This window comes from Mesorhizobium sp. B2-5-7 (genome assembly GCF_006440875.1).
Classification (GTDB): Bacteria; Pseudomonadota; Alphaproteobacteria; order Rhizobiales; family Rhizobiaceae; genus Mesorhizobium; species Mesorhizobium australicum.
In genome coordinates, this window is sequence record NZ_VFUO01000007.1 from 119,630 (window position 1) to 139,552 (window position 19,923).

At 62.8% G+C, this 19,923-nt stretch carries 11 protein-coding genes; 3 read left to right on the forward strand and 8 right to left on the reverse strand.

What is annotated here, in order from left to right:
* Nucleotides 1-365 precede the first annotated feature (365 nt).
* Complete coding sequence (locus tag FJ543_RS26755) at nt 366-5,495, reverse strand: shikimate kinase (RefSeq protein ID WP_064995676.1); 5,130 nt, start codon at nt 5,493-5,495, stop codon at nt 366-368.
* Between the two features lie 278 nt (nt 5,496-5,773).
* Nucleotides 5,774-6,094: a thioredoxin gene (gene trxA, locus FJ543_RS26760; protein ID WP_064995677.1), complete on the reverse strand. Its 321-nt coding sequence runs from the start codon at nt 6,092-6,094 to the stop codon at nt 5,774-5,776.
* Between the two features lie 2,362 nt (nt 6,095-8,456).
* On the opposite strand from trxA, the gene FJ543_RS26770 reads away from it, so the two are divergent.
* Nucleotides 8,457-8,891 carry a hypothetical protein gene (locus FJ543_RS26770; protein WP_015319225.1) on the forward strand — a complete coding sequence of 145 codons (435 nt, stop codon included), beginning with the start codon at nt 8,457-8,459 and terminating at the stop codon, nt 8,889-8,891.
* Nucleotides 8,892-8,900: 9 nt separating this feature from the next.
* Here FJ543_RS26770 and FJ543_RS26775 read toward each other — a convergent pair whose 3' ends face one another.
* Genes FJ543_RS26775 through FJ543_RS26785 form a run of 3 tightly spaced genes read right to left on the reverse strand, consistent with a single transcriptional unit; the run spans nt 8,901 to nt 12,757 of the window.
* The gene (locus FJ543_RS26775) at nt 8,901-9,761 is read right to left on the reverse strand and encodes an alpha/beta hydrolase-fold protein (protein WP_140722794.1); all 861 of its coding nucleotides are present in this window, start codon (nt 9,759-9,761) and stop codon (nt 8,901-8,903) included.
* Nucleotides 9,762-9,789: 28 nt separating this feature from the next.
* A complete protein-coding gene (fhuB, locus tag FJ543_RS26780) occupies nt 9,790-11,838 on the reverse strand; it encodes a Fe(3+)-hydroxamate ABC transporter permease FhuB (protein WP_140878203.1) in 2,049 nt (682 codons plus the stop codon).
* Entirely contained in the window at nt 11,831-12,757 is a 927-nt protein-coding gene (locus tag FJ543_RS26785) for an ABC transporter substrate-binding protein (RefSeq protein WP_224623178.1), read from the reverse strand. Before FJ543_RS26785 ends, fhuB begins: the two co-directional genes overlap by 8 nt.
* Nucleotides 12,758-13,028: 271 nt before the next feature.
* Between FJ543_RS26785 and FJ543_RS26790 the strand changes: the two genes are divergently transcribed.
* The gene (locus FJ543_RS26790) at nt 13,029-13,370 is read left to right on the forward strand and encodes a hypothetical protein (RefSeq protein ID WP_015319229.1); all 342 of its coding nucleotides are present in this window, start codon (nt 13,029-13,031) and stop codon (nt 13,368-13,370) included.
* 81 nt (nt 13,371-13,451) lie between these two features.
* On the opposite strand, the gene ggt is transcribed toward FJ543_RS26790, so the two are convergent.
* The 3 genes from ggt to FJ543_RS26805 form a co-directional block, all read right to left on the reverse strand.
* Complete coding sequence (ggt, locus tag FJ543_RS26795; RefSeq protein WP_140878205.1) at nt 13,452-15,185, reverse strand: gamma-glutamyltransferase; 1,734 nt, start codon at nt 15,183-15,185, stop codon at nt 13,452-13,454.
* A 215-nt stretch (nt 15,186-15,400) separates the two neighbouring features.
* Nucleotides 15,401-16,693: an L-rhamnose catabolism isomerase gene (rhaI, locus tag FJ543_RS26800; RefSeq protein WP_140878207.1), complete on the reverse strand. Its 1,293-nt coding sequence runs from the start codon at nt 16,691-16,693 to the stop codon at nt 15,401-15,403.
* 112 nt (nt 16,694-16,805) lie between these two features.
* Nucleotides 16,806-18,908, reverse strand: a complete 2,103-nt coding sequence (locus FJ543_RS26805; protein ID WP_140878209.1) for a bifunctional rhamnulose-1-phosphate aldolase/short-chain dehydrogenase — start codon at nt 18,906-18,908, stop codon at nt 16,806-16,808.
* Nucleotides 18,909-19,096: 188 nt separating this feature from the next.
* On the opposite strand from FJ543_RS26805, the gene FJ543_RS26810 reads away from it, so the two are divergent.
* On the forward strand, nt 19,097-19,900 hold the full coding sequence (locus FJ543_RS26810; RefSeq protein ID WP_140614716.1) for a DeoR/GlpR family DNA-binding transcription regulator: 804 nt from the start codon (nt 19,097-19,099) through the stop codon (nt 19,898-19,900).
* Nucleotides 19,901-19,923 lie beyond the last annotated feature (23 nt).

Here is a 19,923-nt window from a genome sequence, read left to right on the forward strand (position 1 = left end):
ATTCAAGTGATTGGGGCATAGGGACAGGAAGCCCTGAGCGGTTCTGCAGCCAAGCTGTGCAGAATTTGTCGGTCTGCCTCTGTCTCCACGCCCTCGGCCATGACCTCGATCCCAAGCACAAGCAGCCTGTCATCTCGAGACCTTGCCAGACCGCGAACGAAGCCCTGCTGCCGCATCACTGCTGTGAAGGGCGGGCCATTGGGCGGTCAACGAATCTCCTGTGTCATCTAGGACCAGATCGACTCGGCCAGAGGCTTCTGACGACTTTATGCATGCGATTCCCACTTTTGTTAGCATTCGGCGCGAACCCGCCCCCTGCACCAAACCTGCGAAAGGACCTGATCGTTGTCGCCTAAAGCTTGTTGTCATCGACTTGAGCGTTCTCTGCTTCTCATGGAAGATGCTAAATCCGCTCGTGCGTTATTGCCGGCCAGCAAAGGCTGCGGGTCGGCGGTGAGGGTGTCGAGAGGCGGCAGTTCACCTTGACTCATTGGTGCCGCCGGCGCCTGGATGGTTTCCACGACTGTGCCGGAAGCACCGGAGACATGTGACATCTCGGCAGCGGGCGTCAGGGCGGCTTCTCTCTCCCTGCTGCACAGAAAATCGTGGAGCGCCTCCACGCAAATGCCGGCGTTCTTCTTGTCTTTTCTAAAGGTCGGGACCACCTTGATATCGGCCTGTTGGTAGTCTGGCCCGCGCTTTTCTAACATGTTTTCGAGCTGCTGCTTGATGTCGGGGCCTTGCAGCAGCGGCCGGCCGGTGTCGCCCGTGGAGCGCTGCTGCAGGTGGAGGCGCCTGCCGATCTCATCCAGGTCGGTGTTGAGCCAGATTGACACCGCCTTCTCGCGGATCAGGTCTCGATTGGGCTGCTTGACAAAGCCGCCGCCGCCGGTTGCGATGACCATGGGGCCTTTCTTCAACTGCTCGGCGAGCTCTCTAGTCTCCAGCTCCCTGAAGTAGGGCTCGCCACGGCGCTCGAATATATCCTTAATATCGCCGTGCCCTTTGATGATAAGTTTATCGATGTCGACAAACTCCACCCCCAGCTCCCTGGCAAGGCGGGGGCCGATGCTCGACTTGCCGCTCGCCGGCATGCCGACGAGCACGACCGGCCTCGTACCGAGGGCCGCGACGATCTTGCCGGCATGCGGCGAGAGAATGACCGCACTCTGTTGTCTTGCGACGGTGGGCGACCTGGAGGTCCCTGCCGCCCTCGACCTGCTTTCTCCTGACGAGCCCCAGTGTAATATGTCCCAGGCACCACGGGGAATGGGGACCAGCTCGCATTCGCTCTGCGCGCGCTGCGCGAGCTCGGCCCGGTAACTGGCCGGCGTATGGAACTCGACCTCGAAGCGATAGTTCTGTGCGGTTCTGAACGCCGTGTGAACGCCGCGTAACCCCTGCGTGTCCATCCTGATGAACCAGTTGGTGGTCTCGACCTCGCTGCAGTCACGCTCCTCGAAGGCCAGTGCCGCCTTCCTGAAGGCGCGCGTAAAAGCCTCGTCCGGGATCTCAAAGACATGGCGCACTGCACTGGTGACCAGTTGGGCATCCGGCGCCGCGCTCACGCCCTGGCCGGTCAACTCGTTGGCTGTCCCGATCTGCCCACGCGACCGTTGATCAAGATGCGGCACCTGCACCTCGATGCCGTCCTGCCGCAAAAGCTCGGCAACCGCATGCACAGTTTCGGTAATCGCGCTTTCTTGCGCTTGGGCGAGGGCGGCTTCGAGCCTGGCGCGCTCCAGGGCCTGTTCGCTGTTCGGCGCTATCCTGCTGGCGGGGTCGTCGTAGGCCGGAATTGCTAAGGCGCTGGGCAGTATTCGGTTTTCGACGGCGAGTCTGATCGAGGCCTCCATGACCGACGCCGCCAGCGTGGGGTTGTCCTTCAGATCCGCCAGGCTGCCATCGACGTCGAACCGGCCCTGTTGGAGCTTTGCCGCCTGCGACTTGACATAGGGCGCCGACTTGAAGCCCGGCCTCTGCTCTATGAGCCGCTGCAATTCGGTGGTTTTTTGCATGAACACTCGCGCACCGGTTTCGGACTTGTAGGCGTCCGTGCCGACCTTGATGCCGACGCTCAACAGATTGATCGCGCTTTCATGCAGATCGACCGGGTTGTAGCCGTCGGGCCGCGGATCAATGCGCGCCTGATAGCGGTTGAGCAGGAAGTCGACGCGTTTCCTGGCATCAGCGGTTGCCGGATAGGATTCGCTGAGTTTCGGGAAGAGCGCGGCGGCCTCGGCGCTGACGGCAGGCTTCGCGCCGGTTGAGGCCACGGATCGCGCAAACTTCTGCTTGACGTCCGACTGCTCATGAGCCGGCTCGCTATTGAGCTGCAGGTTCCAGTCCTGGAGCTCGGCCACTAGCAACGCGGCCAGTTCGCAGGCCACCGGATGCCGGGCGGTCTTGCTGTCTTCCCCCGCCCTGGCGATCAGCTCATGGAGGGTCTGGCCATTCGGCCGATCTTCCTGCAACAATGCACGGATGTCGGCCTTGAGCTCTTGATGAATGCCCTCGTAGGTGCCGAAGATGGCACGCTCAGCAAACCAGCGTTGCGCCTCCAGCGGCTGCGCCAGCACGTTGCGCTGCAGGCAGCTGTAGGTCTCCAGCACCAGCCCGGTGGCCGACAGGATCTGCTTGGACCGGCTGAACTGGTAGCCGCCTTTCTCAATGGCCGGCGTGTGCGACTTCGGCGGCTTCATCGAGGCGATGCCGCGCGCCTGCAGCTGCGCGTCGAACTGGCGCACATGCTCGTAAAGGCGAGGCTGGTCGCCGATGATGATGACGGCATCGCCATCAAAATCGCCGTCGAGCATTTTTTGTTGGACGGTCGGAACCGCAACCAAAGAGCCGGGCGCGAACACCTCCGTCGCCTGCAGGATGCCGACGCACTCGAGCGCGGTGTCGGTCTTAACCCGGTCCTTTTCCTCCAGCCAGCGCGAATGGCACTTTACGTCCTCGGCAGACATCACCATCCCGCGGTCGGCGAAGTCCGCCGGCCACATTTCGTCGGGCACAACGATCAAGACGCCTTTGGCAAAGAAGGTCGGATCGTCGGCGGCAAGCCTAGCCCCCGATCTGTGCGCGACGTTGAAGCTGTATTGGAAGGCCACGCACCGATCCAGGAACGCCGCGGTGCGGTCGCCATCGCGCGCCGACCTGACCCGGTCGGCGGCGAACGGGCGCAGGTTGGGCTTGTCATAGGGGGAGCGTCCGACAAGTACGCCAGCGTCACGGGTCAAGGTCTTGCTCTTGCCCGTCGGCACATACAGGCATTCGTCACTGGACGGCACGGCGATAGCGTTCGAACCCTCGATATGCCCGCCCGTGACCGTCCGAAACAGCTCCTCGGTGGTGAGGCTTTGATGGGTTTCGAGCCACGCCAGAGCCTTCTCGCGGGTCTCCTGTGCCACCTCGACGCTGCGCGGATAATGTTGCAGCGCCGTGGGCGGTACCGCCGATTGCCTTTTATCGGCAAAGGCAGGCATCCGCTCGGGAGCGTCGTGGCGAGCCCGGGCAACGGACGGCATGCGCTCGGCCAGCGACGCCCTGATGAAGCCGCAGCCGTCATGCGGCCGCAAGGCGATCTCGCCGTCTCGCCCCTCGAACCGGAAGGGATGCACCGCGCCTGCGGGGCGGTCGGGCAGAAGGGACAGCTTGAAGCACCCTTCCAGCGCATAATCATGCGGGCCAACGTCGGGGATGCCCGGCGGCGCGGCAAATCCGCGGCGCTGGGTATAGTAATAGGCTTCCTTGAACGGCGCCCAGGCCCGCGACAGCTGCTCAAAGGCCGTACCCGGAGCCGTCTCGGCATAGGGGATCGCCAAAAGCTTGCCGCTTGGGGCCTCTGCGGCCGTGAAGGGCAGGTCAGAGGCAAGCTGGTTAAGGCTCCTTTGCGGCGGCTTCAGTTTGCTGCCGCCGAACAGGTCCATGCGGTAGGGCACGCCCTCCACGGCCACCGTGCGTGTCAACATGGCGCCAGTCGGAGTTCCCTTTAGCTGCACCGCCACCACGTTCACCGCGCCCGAGGTCAAGCGATGGAAAATGGAATAGCGCAACTCGGCTTCGCTGGCCAGCGGCTGGCCTTGCATGTCGACCACCGGCAGCCGCATTAGTCCGGCATCGCCTTGCGGCGGTCTCGGCTCTTGGTCCATGGCCTGAAGCACCCGATGAACATCGAAGCTGGCGGCTGCATGCTGGGCCTGGATCATCGATGCGTTCTGCGCCATGAAGGTGTCGAGCGCTTCGAGCGGTTCCTTCGCCTCGATAGAGGCGATCACGTTCCAGCTCTTGTAGGAAAGGTCGGCGTCGATGAGGGTGCGGGCGCTCTTCAGTATCTGCCTAGTCTTGCCATGCAGCTCTTCCTGCCTGGCCCGCAAGGCGAGCTCGTCGCCGTCGACATAGGGCCGCCGGTAGAGCGTCTCCAGCACCGCCCGGGTCTTGAGCACCTGATGGATCGAAAGCGCCGGGCGGCGGCTTGCATTGGCGCCGCTGGTACGCTCGGCCTGGCCTGCTGCGAGATAGGCATCTATCTTGTGTTCCACCACCGGCTGGATGGCGTTGAGCAGGTTCAGCGTCGACTTGCGGTGCCAGCGCAACGCCGGCTTCGGGCTGCGAGCTAGTGGCAGCAGGGAGCTGCAAAGATTGCCCATCGTCTCGAGGTTGTTGTCGAGCTTAAACCCGGGAGCGGCACGTAACACCTCGAGCCTGTCCAGCCCCGGCTGTGCCAGCATACCCAGATCATCCAACAACTGCGCCTTGCCCAACGCCTTGAATATACCCGCGACGGCATGGACATCGGCCTGCTGGAGCCGATCCTCGGCATATTGCAGGTAGTGCGCCAGCTGATGCAGCCGGTCCTTCAGCAAGGCCGGTTCGGCGACCTCGCCGGCGGTCTCTCCCGCCTCGATACCCCGCGACAGGCCATTGGCGATCCTGACTAGTGCGGGCGTGCCGAAAGCACTGAAGCGACGGCCCTTGGAACCGAGCTCGCTGGCGATGGCAACGATCGCCTTGCGTGCTTTTTCTTCTTCCGGCCACTTGCCGAAACCGTTCACCAGATTGGCCAATTCTGAATCAGAGAATCCGTCGAGATTGCCGTCGCGGGCAACCACCGCGCCGGCGATGGCAAGCGTCGCTTCGCGCGTCTCCTGCTGGTCCGGCCATCTGCTGAAGCCGTTCACCAGATTGGCCAACTCTGGATCAGAGAATCCGTCGAGATTGCCGTCGCGGGCAACCACCGCGCCTGCGATGGCAAGCGTCGCTTCGCGCGTCTCCTGCTGGTCCGGCCATCTGCTGAAGCCGTTCACCAAATTGGCCAACTCTGAATCCGAAAATCCGTCGAGATTGCCGTCGCGGGCAACCACCGCGCCGGCGCTGGCAAGCGTCTCTTCGCGCGTCTTCTGCTGGTCCGACATTGCGTCGGAGACGCGGTGCGGGCCTTCTTCGCTATCAGGACGCCCTGCTTGTCCGACCAACTCTCCGGTACTGCCCATATTCCCTCTCCGATCCAGCAAGACGCATCGCCTAAGCCTGTCAACAACAGGGCGTCATTGGTTGAGTGCGGTCACGCGAACCTGCAACGGCATGCGTGAAAGCTGCGGCATTCACGCAACGGCAACTGCCTCGACAACGCCCCAGTGAAAAGCTTCCTCGCCACTCGTTCGTTCCGGCATAAAGCGGAAGCACAAAGGGCTGAGCCCTGTACAAATGCCAATAAATCACTATGAACCCACGGGGCGGATCTACGGTTTCTTCATTTGAGCGACCTCGATCAGGCAGCGTTCGAAATCCAGTTCAAAAGAGCTGTCTTCGGTTTGGCGCCGACCGAGAAATCGGCCACTTCGCCGCCTTTGAAGATCGCAAGCGTCGGAATGGAGCGCACGCCCAATTGGGCGGCGAGTTCCGGGTTTTCATCGATGTTAAGCTTGGCGATCTTGATCTTGCCTTCCATCTCGACGGAGATTTCCTCGAGGCTCGGAGCAATCATCTTGCAGGGATCGCACCATTCGGCCCAGAAATCGACGACGACGGGTGCTGCGGATTCCAGAACTTCCGACTGGAAGTTATCGATATCGACTTTCACGGTAGCCATGGCTGCTCCTTTGACCGAAGAATTGTTGAATCAAATGTGACGGTTTCCGGCTTAGCCGAACGCTGTTTCCACTTTGACTGAGCCCGAGTTAGATGATGTAAGTTTTGCCAGCGGCAAATGGACCTTCGTTCAACATCGAATGCGCCGATTGGAGCGTGTCCTGCAATGAAGATCCAAAGTTCTGAAGGGTCAACGTCGAAACGGGTTACATTCGTAATGTGGATAGATCGGACATGCTGGACCGGCTCGCAAGCATGGGATCTCCGAAGCGACGATCTACAATTGGAAGCCCGCGGCAAGGCCTGGCAGATAGTCTGCCCCTGTCGCCGGACGGCATCGCGCACGATAACCATGACGTGACAGCGCAACGGACGGTGCGACCAGATGATCTGCGAGGGGAAACGCCACGCCGGCTTGGCTTGCCAATGACTTCAATGCCAACCCACGGCATAGAGGGGTCCGGTAAGCTTGGCGCCATTGTCATTGGCGAAGCCGTCGGCGAGCACCACGATTTCGTCGAGGACCGGCCGCGATAGCCCGCTTTATCGGAGTGGAACGCAGGGCAGTGGCGTTGCGACAAAAAAGCTCGCGGCCTGCGGCCCGCGCCCGTCATCCCGTTCTGCCAAGCGAAATGTCGTCGAGATCCTCTTCGATCACCCCAGCCGCGTATAGCTGATCGAGCAGGTCGGCGATGGCAAGGACGCTCGCTGCATCCGTGACCCCCATAATCAGCTCCGAGGCTGTACAGTTCCCGCTCGCGATTAGATGACAATGGAAATCGGAACCACCCCGTCGAGCACTCGATGCTGAATGTTCCGTGAGCGGAGATGGAAGCAGTGGTCCCCCGCCTCGTGTTGCAGGTCTCCGCGGAAGCGAATTGGCCGGTTGGGAGGCGGGTTTTCGAGCATATTCGTCGACGATGCCATCGAGACCCTCCCGGAACTCGTCGGGCGTGCTGAAGACACGTTGAGACATTATTCGGTACCCGAGAGGCCAGCGTTCGTTACCGGCGTCACCAGTTGTAAACGTCCCTGCCGCATATTTGCCAGAGAGCCAGAAACACAGGCGATAGTCGTGGGACAGCCCTCCGGCACGGCGATTGCGGCATCTTTGCCGGACGCCCTCCTCCGCGCGCGTGCGCGCCCGGTGAAAGCCTTTGCGATCGGCCCGTCCTTGCCCCGCAGGATGAATTCGACCCCATCAGGTCCTCGGGCGAAAACGCCGCGTGTATCTGATTATGATCGTCCGTGCTTAGCACCGAGAAACGATTGGTCACGCGACCGTGGCGTTCAAACAGTTCGAGCATGCGGTTGGCAGTTCGCCCGTGATTTGATGGTAGTCGAACAGAAAACGGTCATACTCCGAGTGTCGATCGGGTCTGTGGCCCAGCAACAGAGTCCAGTGCGGCACGCGACATGGGCCGAATTGCTGCCGATCACATCACCATCGCAATGCGAGTTGGCGATCAGGTTGACCGTCAGGGAAAGTACGGCTCGAGTGAGGCGTTAGGCACTTCGACATCCCAGGTAAGAGCCCTCCATTGCCGAATTTGGTCTAAGTGTCCGCGTCCAGGTGACCAAAACTCACTTTAATGGCTGCGATGAGGGCGAAGCAGTCGTTCAGGAATTTTGTCCGCAGGGGACACTCTGTCCAAGTTGCAAACATCGCATGGCAAATACATGTGACTTGATTGTCGATGGATAGGTGATAAGTCGCTGCGATGCTCGACTGCATCTAGGGTGCGGCGGCGTCGGACCGAAAGGCAATGTTCGGGAACCGAACCAATCCACAGAAATATTTTGTTGGTATTTTTGTTGGTCAGCGCTGCTGCTGCTTCATAACTATGCAATTGAGAAACCAAGTGCTATTTTCTCTGCTTGGATTCCGCCTCTGGGCACCATCATTTTGAAAATCCAAGCGCTTATGGCGTGACCACCTGATCGCTATCATCGCATGCGCCTGTTGCACGGGCGTTCGCGTGTCGTCGCTTAGGTTTTCTTGTCGCCATCGGGATTTGGTGCCGGTGCCTCTCGCACGTCTCGCGGTGGCGGATCGACATGCTCAGGCTCTGACGGTGCTTCCTTGTCCGGCCGACGGACGGGTGGCTGCGGGCCGGGCTTCGGCCGTGGTTCTTGGATCTTGGCTGGCATATCCAGTTAACCGCAACCACAGCCTCTTGTTCCCTTGTGTCTTAAAGAACCGGGAGGCCAAAGCCTTCTGTCGGCTTGGTGCGGGTGCCCGCCCTGTCACAAAGATCGATGGACGGAACGACTTTGCCTTCGCAGGGCTTGTGGAAGATTCAATTTGCTTGGTGATCCCACAACCCTAGGGCAAACTCCCTGCCGGGGCTGCAGGAGGTGAAATGAGAGCACGCGCAGCAACGCTTGGGGATCTCGAGGATGTCTTCCATGGCCTGTCGAAGCGGATGTCGGACGAGTACGCGGCGGCCGGCAAGGACAGCAAGATCGCCTACGACAATCTGATGATGAATTTGAAGGAAGGCCGCGCGCACGCGCTTGTCGAGGGCGAGAAGGCCGTGGCGATCATCGCCTGGCATGAAAACAGCGACGCCGCCGATACGCTGTTCGCCGCGCGGGAGGATTTCTTCCGCGGCTCGACCGTCCGTTTCTGCAAGCGGCATATCAGGCATATCCAGGCGCTTGCCGGCAACCTTCCAATCCACTCGCGCAGTTGGCTCCAAGGGCCCGACGTCGCCAGGTGGTTCGGCATTATCGGCTATGTCGAGCGCGGCCAGGAAAACGGCGCAAAGCTGTTCGAACTGCCGCCTGCGCGCTGAATAGAAATTCTACCGCACCGCGAACGCCGCCTGCACCGCCCGGTTGACCGTCACCGGCAGGATCGACATGTGGTTTTCGCCGGCATGGAGTTCGAAGCTTGCCCGCAGGCCCGGGAGCGCGTCGAGGCGTTCCGCCATCGCCCTGGCGAATTCGTCGGTAAGGATGAGCTTTTTCTGCGCCAGGCGCTTTTCCTCGTCTTCCGCGCCGACCTGGAACGGCGCCAGCTTTTCGGTCTCATACTCTCCGGCCGACAGGATTACGTCGGCCTTCAGGCCGTCGGGAACAGCGGCTTCGAACCTTTCGAGAAAGCGGTCGATAACGCGATCTTCCCAATAGATGGCAGGGCTGGCCGCAATGAAGGTGCTGAATGAGAGCGGGCGGGTAAACAGGGCGTAGAGCGCGAACAGGCCACCGAAAGAGTGGCCGTAAAGTGCCTGGCGGCTCTCGTCGATCCTGGTCCGGGTGGCGACCCACGGCTTCAGCTCGGCTTCGATGAAGGCCAGAAAATCCCCCGCCCCGCCGGTCCTGACTTCCGGCGTGCCCTCGTGGAAGGGCGGATAGGTCCTGCCCGGCGGTGGCCCCAGATCCCATGAGCGGCGCAGCGGGTCATAGGCGCCCTCGACGGGGTAGCCGATGGCGATGATGACGCCCCAGCCGACATTGGTGCCGGCGGGATAGAAGGCCTGCGCGCGCATCGCGTCGACCGCAGTGCCGATAACGGCGTTGCCGTCGGTCATGTAGAGCACCGGCCAGCCGGCCTCGGGCATTGGCCCCGACGGCACATGGATGAAGACCCGCCAGGGATCGCCTCCGCTTTTGCCAACGAAGTCGTGGACGGTGGTGTCGGCAATCAAGGCTGGCGTCGCCATCGGCTTGGATATCTCCACGGGACAAGGCTCAGCGGCGGCGCAAGAGCCACATCAGGACGGGGCCGCCGATCAGCGTCGCGACGAGGCCGGCCGGAATCTGGCGCGGGAAGATGGCGGTGCGGCCGATCCAGTCGGCGCAGACCATGATCAGCGCGCCGGCAAGCATCGCGCCGATCGCTTGCGGCAGCGCACGCGACAGGCCAAGGCGCCACGCCAGGTGCGGCGCCATAAGGCCGATGAAGGTCAGCGGCCCGACGACCAGGGTCGAGGCGGCGGTGAGCGCTGCCACCATCAAAAGCACCAGCAGCCGTGTTGCCTTGAGGTTGACCCCGAGGCTTTGTACCGCGGCGGAGCCGAGCGGCAGCATGTCCAGCCAGCGCAGGAAGAACGGTGCGAGCAGGAACAGGCAAAAGGCAAACGTCGAGGTCAGAAGCGCCGAGCCGGCGTCGACGCCGTAGGTTGAGCCGGTGAGCCAATTGAGCAAAAGCATGGCGCGCGGATCGCCCGTGGCGGTGAGCACCAGGATCAGCGCGTCGAACAGGGCCGTCAAGGCGACACCGGCAAGCAGCAGCCGCTCTGGCGCATAGGCGGTACGGCGGCCGATCGCCAGCGTCACCAGAAGGGCGGCGAAGGCGCCGATCGTGGCGGCCAGGGTCTGTACCGGGCGGCTGGCATCGGCGAGCGCGAACAGCGCCACCATCATGCCGAGCGCAGCGCCGGCGCTGATGCCGAGCACTTCGGGGCTGGCCATCGGATTGCCGGTCAGCCGCTGCATCATCAGCCCGGCCAGCGCCAGCATGGCGCCGGCGGCAAGTGCCGCGGACACTCGAGGCAGCCGCCAGGCCAGCAAGGGCCGCAGCTGATCGCCGGACGCGAATGTCCAACCATCGGTGCCCGGCCCGTAGAGCAGCGCCAGCACGAGCAGCAAAAGCAGGAGGCCGCCGATCGCCGCCAGCACAAGGCCGGGCCTTTTCGTTCTGGGCAAGCGCTCGGCGGCGAGTGCCGGTGCTTCCGCGCCAAGCGCGAGGCGCGGCAGAAGCCAAAGAAGCAGAGGCGCGCCGAGAAGCGCCGTCATCGCGCCGGTCGGCAGCAGGTCGCCCTGTGGCCCGGTCGCGACCTGCACTCCCTGGTCCGCGGCCCACAGCAGTGCCGCGCCGATCAGCGGCGCCATCACCAGTTGCTGGCCTAGCCGGCGGGCGCCGCCGATGCGCGCGAGCGTGGCGGCGGCAAGGCCGACGAAGCCGATGACGCCGATGGCGGCAACGACGAAAGCGATCAGGGCGACCGCCGCCGCCAGTCCGGCGAAGCGATAGGCACCGAGCGGGACGCCGAGGCTGCGCGCGCCTTCGTCGTCGAGGCCAAGCAGAGTCAGCGGCCGCACCATGAGGCCGATCGCCAGCGCGGCACCGCCAAGGCGCGGCAAGAGCCACCGCGTCACCGACCAGTCCTGCTGGCCGAGCGAACCGGCGCCCCAGAGGAACAGGCTGGCCAGCCATTCATGCCGAAGCACCACAAACGCAGCACCGATGGCGCCGGCATAAAGGCTGACGACCAGCCCGGCCAACACGACCGAAAGCGGCGACAGGCCCTTGTGCCAGGAGAGCGCCAGGACCGCCGCAAGGGCAGTGAAGGCGCCGGCAAGCGCCACCCATTCGCGGCCGAAGGCAAGCAGCGACGGCGCCAGAAGCGTCGCCAGCGCCAGCGCCAGATAGGCGCCGGCCGAGACGCCGACGGTTTCGGGCGAGGCGAGCGGATTGCGCAAAACCTGCTGCAGCACCGTCCCGGCCAGTCCGAGGGCCGCACCGCAGAGAAGGCTGACGGCGAGCCGGGGCAGGAAAGCGTAGTGGACGAGCACCTGCCTGATATCCTCGACATCGGGGCTTGCGAGCGCCCCCAGCCAGAGTGCCGGCGGCAATTGCACGCTCATGTTGGAGAGGGTCGCGGCGCCGGCCGCGCAGAGAAGCACGACGCAAAGCAGGATCGCGCCCAGGGGATATCCGCCTGGTATGCGAGGCGACGGGGTGCGACCGCGGACGAGGACGGCATTGTCGGGCAAGATCGCTTCCTGCTCAACCACGGGCGGTCTCCGCCGTCAGCGCCGCGGCCAGCAGGCGGGCAAAACGGCTCGCCGAGGGCAGCGTGCCGAACATCAGCACCGCAGGCAGGCGCATGATCGAGCCGTTGCGCACGAACGGCATGGCATTCCAGACCGGGCTCTCGGTCAGCGTTCCGCCCGCCCCTTCGGGCAAGGGTTCGAGATAGGCAAGGCGCGCATCATCAGACGTTGCCAGCCCGTCGATGCCGACGGTTGCAAATCCCCAGTAATTGGTCTCTCCGGCCCAGGCGTTGCGGATGCCGATGCGGTCGAACACCGCCTGAAACAGGCTTTTTTCGCCATAGACGCGCACATTGCGCGGATCGAGGAAGCTGACGACATAGATCGGCCGCGCCGAAAGCGGTTCCAGCTGCTGCTTGATGGTCGAAAAATGCGCCTCCGTCGCCGCTATCAGCGCCTCGCCTTCCCTTTCCTTGCCGACAAGCCCGGCCAATTGCCGGGTCGCCTCGATGGCGCGCTGATAGGGCTGACCGCCCGGCGTATAGATGCCGATCGTCGTCACCGGTGCCACGCGCTCGAGCAGCGGCTTGATGCCGTCGAGATAAGGGATGGAGAGGATGATGTCGGGACGAAGCTGTTGCAGGAATTCGAGATTGGGCTCCAGGATCGTGCCGATGTCGGCGACTAGGGGCGGCAGCGGCGGCTCCACAACCCACCTTTCCCAGACCTCACGGTCGGCGATAGCGACCGGCGTGATGCCGAGCATGAGCAGGGTCTCCGCCAAGCCGTCATCGAGGCAGACGATGCGCGGCGGGCTGGCCGCGGCTGGCGTCACCACGCCGGTGAACGGCAGAGTGAACAGCGCGAGCGCGTGGCGACGCGTGATCCGGACCCGCGGACGATTGACCTCTCCTGGCCGGGGTTGATGATCTGGATTCAACTTGGCTTGCCTGTTGCCCGGGGCCCTGGTCTCCGGCGACCAATCCGAGTTGACTATTAAACAGGATATTCTTAGTCAAGTTTTAAGACGAGGCCGGCGGCGACAAACCCCAAGAAGGCAGGTGACGCGATCCGGCAACAGCTCCTAAAATCCGTCAGCAAACTATCCCCGAAAAGGGGCCGGAGGCGGTGCCGGGCGCATCCGCCACAGCGTGATCGGGTTGCGCTCGGCAGGCGTTGATGGTTTGTTGCCGGTCAGCGGAGATCAAGTGATGCGAGAATCCATGGGTCAAGACGAATACGGGTCGGCGAACCCCTTCGATCCGGACGACCTGCCGAATTTGAACGCGATCGGACCAGGGATCGGCAATAACGACTTCGAGAAATACGCGGTCGCCGTGATCATCGTGTTCGGCGCCCTGATCATCGGCGGCTTGATGGCCGCGTCGATGACTTTCGGCCACCGCAACGGGTTCCTGTTCGCGCTGGGCGGTGCCACGTCGGCCTGGATATCGGGAAACGCGCTGCTGCTCGACCGGCCACGCATCTATGCGCTGTTCGTCGGCATCGCCGCCTTGATGCTGATCGCGTCGACCATCACGCTGGTGACCTGACGGCTCCCGGGCCATGAGGCGGAGGCCGGTCCCGAAAGGCGGAATCAGGCCTCATCCGGAAAGCAACGGTCTTGCGGCCTATCAATATCCGAGCGCTTCGCCGGATGCCGCGCGACTGTCGATGGCGCCATTGTAGCGCGCGCCGCCGCCCTTCTCGATTTCCGCCAGGCTCTTGCCGCCGACGAGAATGCCCGCCGCCTGGCCCCAGCTCTGGTCACTGAGATCGAGATGATAGCCCATCCCGGCCAGCAGTCTTTCTGTATCCGGCGAAAGGCCGAACGGCTCGACATAGACGGTATCGGGCAGCCATTGGTGATGAATGCGCGGCGCGTCGATCGCCTCCTGGATGTTCATGCCGTGGTCGATCACGTTGACGATGGCTTCCAGCGTGATGGTGATGATGCGCGAGCCGCCTGGGCTGCCGATGACCATGAACGGCTTGCCATCCTTGGCCACCACGGTCGGGCTCATCGAGGACAGCGGCGTCTTCTTCGGCTGGATGGCATTGGCTTCGCCCTGGACGAGGCCATAGAGGTTGGGCACGCCGGGTTTCTGGGTGAAGTCGTCCATCTCGTTGTTGAGCAGGATGCCGGTGCCGTCGGCGACCACGCCGGCACCGAACGAACCGTTGAGCGTGTAGGTGACCGCGACCGCGTTGCCGTCCTTGTCGATGATCGAATAGTGCGTCGTCTCCTTCGACTCGCCGAAGCCCTTCGGCATCAGATCCTGCGACACGCCGGCGCGGAACGGATCGATCTTGTCGCGGATGTCCTTGGCATAGGCTTTGTCCAGCAGCCTGGAGACGGGGTTGTCGACGAAATCGGGATCGCCGAGCGCGGAGTTGCGGTCGACATAGGCGTGGCGCATCGCCTCGACCATGACGTGGACGGTCTCGGCCGAGCCGGCGCCGAGATAGGACAGCGGATAGCCTTCCAGCACGTTGAGGATTTCGCAGATGATGACGCCGCCTGAGCTCGGCGGCGGCGAAGAGATGATCTCGTAGCCGCGATAGGAGCAGGTGACGGGCTTCAACTCGCGCACCGCGTATTGTTCGAAATCACCCTTGGCCAGGATACCGCCCTTGGCGCCGCTCGCCTTGACGATGACGTCGGCGATGGCGCCCTTGTAAAAGGCATCGGGACCTCTCTCGGAAATGGCCGAGAGCGACGCGGCAAGGTCGGGCTGAACCAGCTTCTCGCCGACGCCATAGGGCTTGCCATCGGTTTTGAGGAAGGCCGCCGCCGCCGCTGGGTCCTTCGCCAACCTTTCGGCGCTGCCGGCGAACGAAGCCGCATCGCCCTGGTTGAGGACGAACCCATCTCTGGCATAGGCGATCGCCGGCGCCATCAGGTCCTGCCTGGACAAGGTGCCATATTTCTGGCGCGCCATCTCGAAACCAGCCACCGAGCCTGGTACGCCGACCGCGAGATAGCCGTCCAGGCTAGCGCCCTTCACCGGGTTGCCGTCCTTGTCGAGATACATGGTCTTGGTCGCGGCAAGCGGCGCCCGCTCGCGGAAATCGAGGAAGGTCGATTTGCCGTCCTTGAAGCGGATGGTCATGAAGCCACCGCCACCGATATTACCGGCATTGGGATAGACGACGGCCAAGGCATAGCCGACGGCGACCGCCGCATCGACGGCATTGCCGCCCTTTTTCAACACCTCGACGCCGACTTCGGAAGCCAGATGCTGGGCCGTGACGACCATGCCGTTCTCGCCCTTGGCCGGTGCCGGCGACGCGGCGAAAGCCGATGGCGAAAAGGCGAAGGCGATGGAAAGACCGAGGGCGATCAATGTCCTACGGGTGAGATGCATGGCGGGTTCTCCAAGTGGTGCTTGCCTAGAAGAGCTACTTGGAGCGATCGAGTCCATCTTCAATAAAGACATTCACGGGTTGGTGACTGCTCGCTTGTGGTGGAGATGCAGGGCAGAGGAGGCGTGAAGGATCGCCAACTTTCGGACGTCGGCGCGACAGCGTCCCCTCTGTCCTGCCGGACATCTCCCCCGCAAAGGGGAAGATCGGCTCTACCTCAAACGATCCCGCCGGAACCACCTGCGACGGCTGGCCGCTCCGCCGCGATCTTGGCGCGATAGCCCGCCGCCCGGTATGCGGCGACCGGATCGATGGCGCCACCTGTCTTCAGCCGTGCCATGGCAAGGATCGGCTCGACATCGGTTCGGTAGGCCGCCTTCAGCGTCTGCGTCGCCATCAGCGCGTCATTGCCGTCCTGGAACCCTTCAAGCGCCTTTCGGTCGACCAGCAGCGCCTGCGTATAGGCGCGCTGCACCTCGACCGCCGACAGCATCAGGCTTTCGATCGGATCGGTGACATTGTGGCTCTGGTCGAGCATATGGGCGGGGTCGAACCCCTCGGGGCCTGACAGCTCGGCATCGACCAATTCGTTGAAAACCAGGAACAGCCGATAGGGGTCGATCGACCCGGCATCGAGGTCGTCGTCGCCATATTTCGAATCGTTGAAGTGGAAGCCGCCGAGTTTTTTGAACTGAATCAGCCGTGAGACGATCATCTCGATGTTGACGTTGGGCGCATGATGGCCGAGGTCGACCAGGCAGAAGGCCTTGTCGCCGAGCTCCCTTGATATGATGTAGTTGGTGCCCCAGTCCTGCACGACGGTGGAGTAAAAGGCAGGTTCATACATCTTGTGTTCGGTGAACAGCTTCCAGTCGTCCGGCAGCCCGGCATAGATCTCCTTCATCGCGTCGAGATAGCGCTCGAACGCCTTGGCGAAATTGACCTGGCCGGGGAAGTTGGAGCCGTCGCCGATCCACACCGTCAGCGCCTTCGACCCAAGCGTCTTGCCGATCTCGATGCATTCGAGATTGTGCTCGACCGCCTGACGACGCGTGTCGGCGTCGGCATGCGACAGCGAACCGAATTTGTAGGAAAGCGTCTGGTCCTTCGCGTCGGAAAAGGTGTTGGAGTTCATCGCATCGAAGCCAAGCCCGAAGCGGGAGGCCGCCTGCTTCAGCCGGTTCGGATCGGCCTTGTCCCAAGGAATGTGCAGCGACACGGTCGGCGTCGCCTGCGTCAACTGCTGGATGACAGCGCAATCCTCGATCTTGTCGAAGATGTCGCGCGGCTCACCGGCGCCGGGAAAGCGGGCGAAGCGGGTGCCGCCGGTGCCGACGCCCCAGGACGGGATCGCGACCGCGAACTTTTCCACCTTGTCGCGGATAGAGTCGATGGCGATGCCGCGTCGGTCGAGGCGCTCGCCGAGCGAGGCATAGTCACGCTCGAGGTCAATCTTGCGCGCGGCGTTACTGCTGGCGACGATGTCGGCGGAAATGATGGATTCTGACACTGCTGTTCCTCCCAGAATGCATTCGGTCGGCGGCGCCCCTCATCCGCCTGCCGGAAACTTCTCCCCGTATAGCGACGGGAGAGAAGGGGCCAGCGTGAGCGCCGGCGAGCGGCTACCGCGTAAAGCTCTGTGCGTTGCCGGCGTCGACGTTGATGATGTTGCCTGTCGACTTGGCCGACATGTCGGAGGCGAGGAAATAGATCGCCTCGGCGATGTCTTCCGGGAAGACGGAGCGCTTCAGCATCGAACGCGAGCGGTAGTGCTCTTCCAGATCGTCGGTCGACATCTTGTAGGCGGCGGCACGCTGTTCCTTCCACTCGCCGGTCCATATCTTCGAGCCGCGCAGCACCGCATCCGGGTTGACGACATTGACCCTGATCTGGGCTTCCGCGCCCTCCAGCGCCAGGCAGCGGGCGAGATGAATTTCGGCGGCCTTGGCGGTGCAGTAGGCGGCGGCGTTGGGCGATGCCGCCAGGCCATTCTTGGAGGCGACAAAGACGACGTTGCCGCCGATCTTCTGTACCCGGAACAGCCGGAATGCTTCTCTGGAGACCAGGAAATAGCCTGTGGACAGGATGTCCATGTTCTTGTTCCACAGCGCCAGGGTCGTCTCCTCGATCGGCGCCGACGATGCCAAGCCGGCATTCGAGACCAGAATGTCGATGCCGCCGAACTCGACGGCCGTCTCGGCGAAGCCGGCGACGACCTGGTCCTCCGAGGTGACGTTGATGAGAACTGGGCGGACGAAATCCCTGCCATAGGCTTTTGCCAGTTCCTCGTTGGCGCCGGCGAGTGCCGCCTCGTCGATATCGGCCAGCACGACGCAGGCGCCTTCGCGCAGCAGGCGGTTGGCCGTGGCGCGGCCGATGCCGCCGGCGCCGCCGGTGACCAGTGCGATCTGGCCGGCGAGAGACTTCGGCTTCGGCATGCGCTGCAGCTTCAAATCCTCGAGCAGCCAATACTCGATGTCAAAGGCCTCCTGCGCCGGCAGGCCGACATAGGACGAGACGGTCGACGCACCGCGCATGACGTTGATGGCGTTGACGTAGAATTCGCCCGAGATGCGCGCTGTCGCCTTGTCGCCGGCGAAGGTGAACATGCCGACGCCGGGCATCAGATACACCACCGCGTTGGGGTCACGGATAGCAGGCGAATCCGCATGCTTGCAGCTGTCGTAATAGGCTTGGTAGCCGACACGATATTCGGCAATGTCGTCGGCGAGGCGCGCGATGACGGCATCGACGTCGGGCTTTGCGGGATCGAATTCGATCACCAGCGGACGGATCTTGGTGCGCAGGAAGTGGTCCGGGCACGAGGTGCCGAGTGCGGCCAGTGGGCGCAAATCCCTGGAGTTGACGAATTCGAGCACGGCGGGCGAGTCATCGAAGTGGCCAAGCTTGTGGCTCTTTTCCGAGATCAGGCCGCGAATCCTGGGCATCAGCTTGGCGGCAATCGCTCGGCGGGCAGCGGCATCGAGCGACTTCACCACCTCCCCACCGAAGATCGCCACGCCTTCGGAGCGGCGCTCGAACCACTCTATCGCCTGGTTGATCACCGAAATCGTCGTTTCGTAGCACTCCTTCGGCGTATCGCCCCAAGTGAACAGCCCGTGGCTTTCGAGGATGACGCCCCTGGCGGTGGGGTGTTCGAGGCAGAATTTCTCCAGCCACAGGCCGAGTTCGAAGCCCGGCCGCTTCCAGGGCAGCCAGCCAATGGCATCGCCGAATATCTCCTTCGTCAGCACCCTGGAATCCTTGGCGGCGGCGATGGCGATGATGGCATCGGGATGCATGTGGTCGACAAAAGGCTTCGGCACATAGGCGTGCAGCGGCGTGTCGATCGAGGCCGCGCGCGGATTGAGGTTGAAGGTGCAGTGGGGAAGATAGCCCACCATCTCGTCCTCGTGCTCGACGCCGCGATAAAGCCCCTTCAGCGCCCGCAGCTTGTCCATGTAGAGCGTTGCGAAGCCATCAAGCTTGATCGAGGCGCTGTCGCCGCCCGACCCCTTCACCCACAGCACTTCCACATCCTGGCCGGTGAGCGGATCCTTCTGCAATATCTTCGAGGATGTGTTGCCGCCGCCATAATTGGTGACGCGCTTGTCGGAGCCGAGCGTGTTCGAGCGATAGACCAGCAGCTCGGGCTCGCTCATCCCCTTCGCCTTCGCATCGTCCCACAGATTGGCGAGGCGCGAGCCGGAGCGCTTGTCGAGCATAGGTAATCCTCCCTTTGGAGCGCGCACCATGCGCTCCTTTTTCGCTCGGGAATGTCTACGCAACAGGCGCGCGTGTCAATCACAAACGATCAATATCAATCATATTGCACTGCACAATGAAATTATATGATCGGAAATGATTGACACTGCTCGATTTGGGTGCCTAGATGCTCAGGCAGGGAGGAACCATGCACGAAAAAGAGCGCCACAGGATCATTCTGTCCGCCGTCCAGGAAAAACCTGTGGTGACGGTGCAGGAAATGGTCGACCTGACGGAATCGTCCGAGGCGACGATCCGGCGCGACATCGCGGCTCTCCATGTCCAAAAGCGCCTGCGCCGTGTGCGCGGCGGTGCTGAAGCAATATCGCCGCCGCAGTTCATCGGGCTGGCTGGCCGGCCCTTCTCCGTCAACGAAACGCTCAACGCGGCGCAGAAGCGGGCGATCGCTCGTGAAGCGGTCGAACTGTGCAAGGACGGCGAGCCGATCATCATCAATGGCGGTACCACCACCTTCCAGATGGTGCATTTCCTGACCGGCCTCCGCATGCCGATCTTCACCAATTCGTTCCCGATCGCCGAGCACCTGCTCAAGCACTCCAAGAACACGGTCATGCTGTCGGGTGGCACCATCTACCGCGAGCAGAACATCATCCTGTCGCCCTTCGACAATGACGTGACGCGCAATTTCTACGCACGCCGCATGTTCATGGGCGCTCAGGGACTGGGGCCTCTCGGCCTGATGGAAGGCGATCCACTGCTGATCCAGGCGGAGCAGAAGCTGATCGACCAGGCCGACGAGTTGGTGGTGCTGGTCGATTCCTCGAAATTCCGCAAACGCTCCAGCCTGATCCTGTGCGGTCTTTCGCGCATTGCCACCGTCATCACCGACGACGGCATCGAGGACCGCGAGGCAAAGATGCTGGAAGCCGCGGGGGTGACGTTGATCGTCGCCCGCAAGTCGACAAAAGAAGAATCTTCACTGCAGGCCTGAGACACCTCACGCCCGCAGCGGCG

Excerpts from the sequence above, each read along its gene's own strand:
- FJ543_RS26755 (WP_064995676.1), bottom strand. The coding sequence starts at position 5,495 with ATGGGCAGTACCGGAGAGTTGGTCGGACAAGCAGGGCGTCCTGATAGC.
- trxA (WP_064995677.1), bottom strand. The coding sequence starts at position 6,094 with ATGGCTACCGTGAAAGTCGATATCGATAACTTCCAGTCGGAAGTTCTG.
- FJ543_RS26770 (WP_015319225.1), top strand. The coding sequence starts at position 8,457 with ATGAGAGCACGCGCAGCAACGCTTGGGGATCTCGAGGATGTCTTCCAT.
- FJ543_RS26775 (WP_140722794.1), bottom strand. The coding sequence starts at position 9,761 with ATGGCGACGCCAGCCTTGATTGCCGACACCACCGTCCACGACTTCGTT.
- FJ543_RS26790 (WP_015319229.1), top strand. The coding sequence starts at position 13,029 with ATGCGAGAATCCATGGGTCAAGACGAATACGGGTCGGCGAACCCCTTC.
- ggt (WP_140878205.1), bottom strand. The coding sequence starts at position 15,185 with ATGCATCTCACCCGTAGGACATTGATCGCCCTCGGTCTTTCCATCGCC.
- FJ543_RS26805 (WP_140878209.1), bottom strand. The coding sequence starts at position 18,908 with ATGCTCGACAAGCGCTCCGGCTCGCGCCTCGCCAATCTGTGGGACGAT.
- FJ543_RS26810 (WP_140614716.1), top strand. The coding sequence starts at position 19,097 with ATGCACGAAAAAGAGCGCCACAGGATCATTCTGTCCGCCGTCCAGGAA.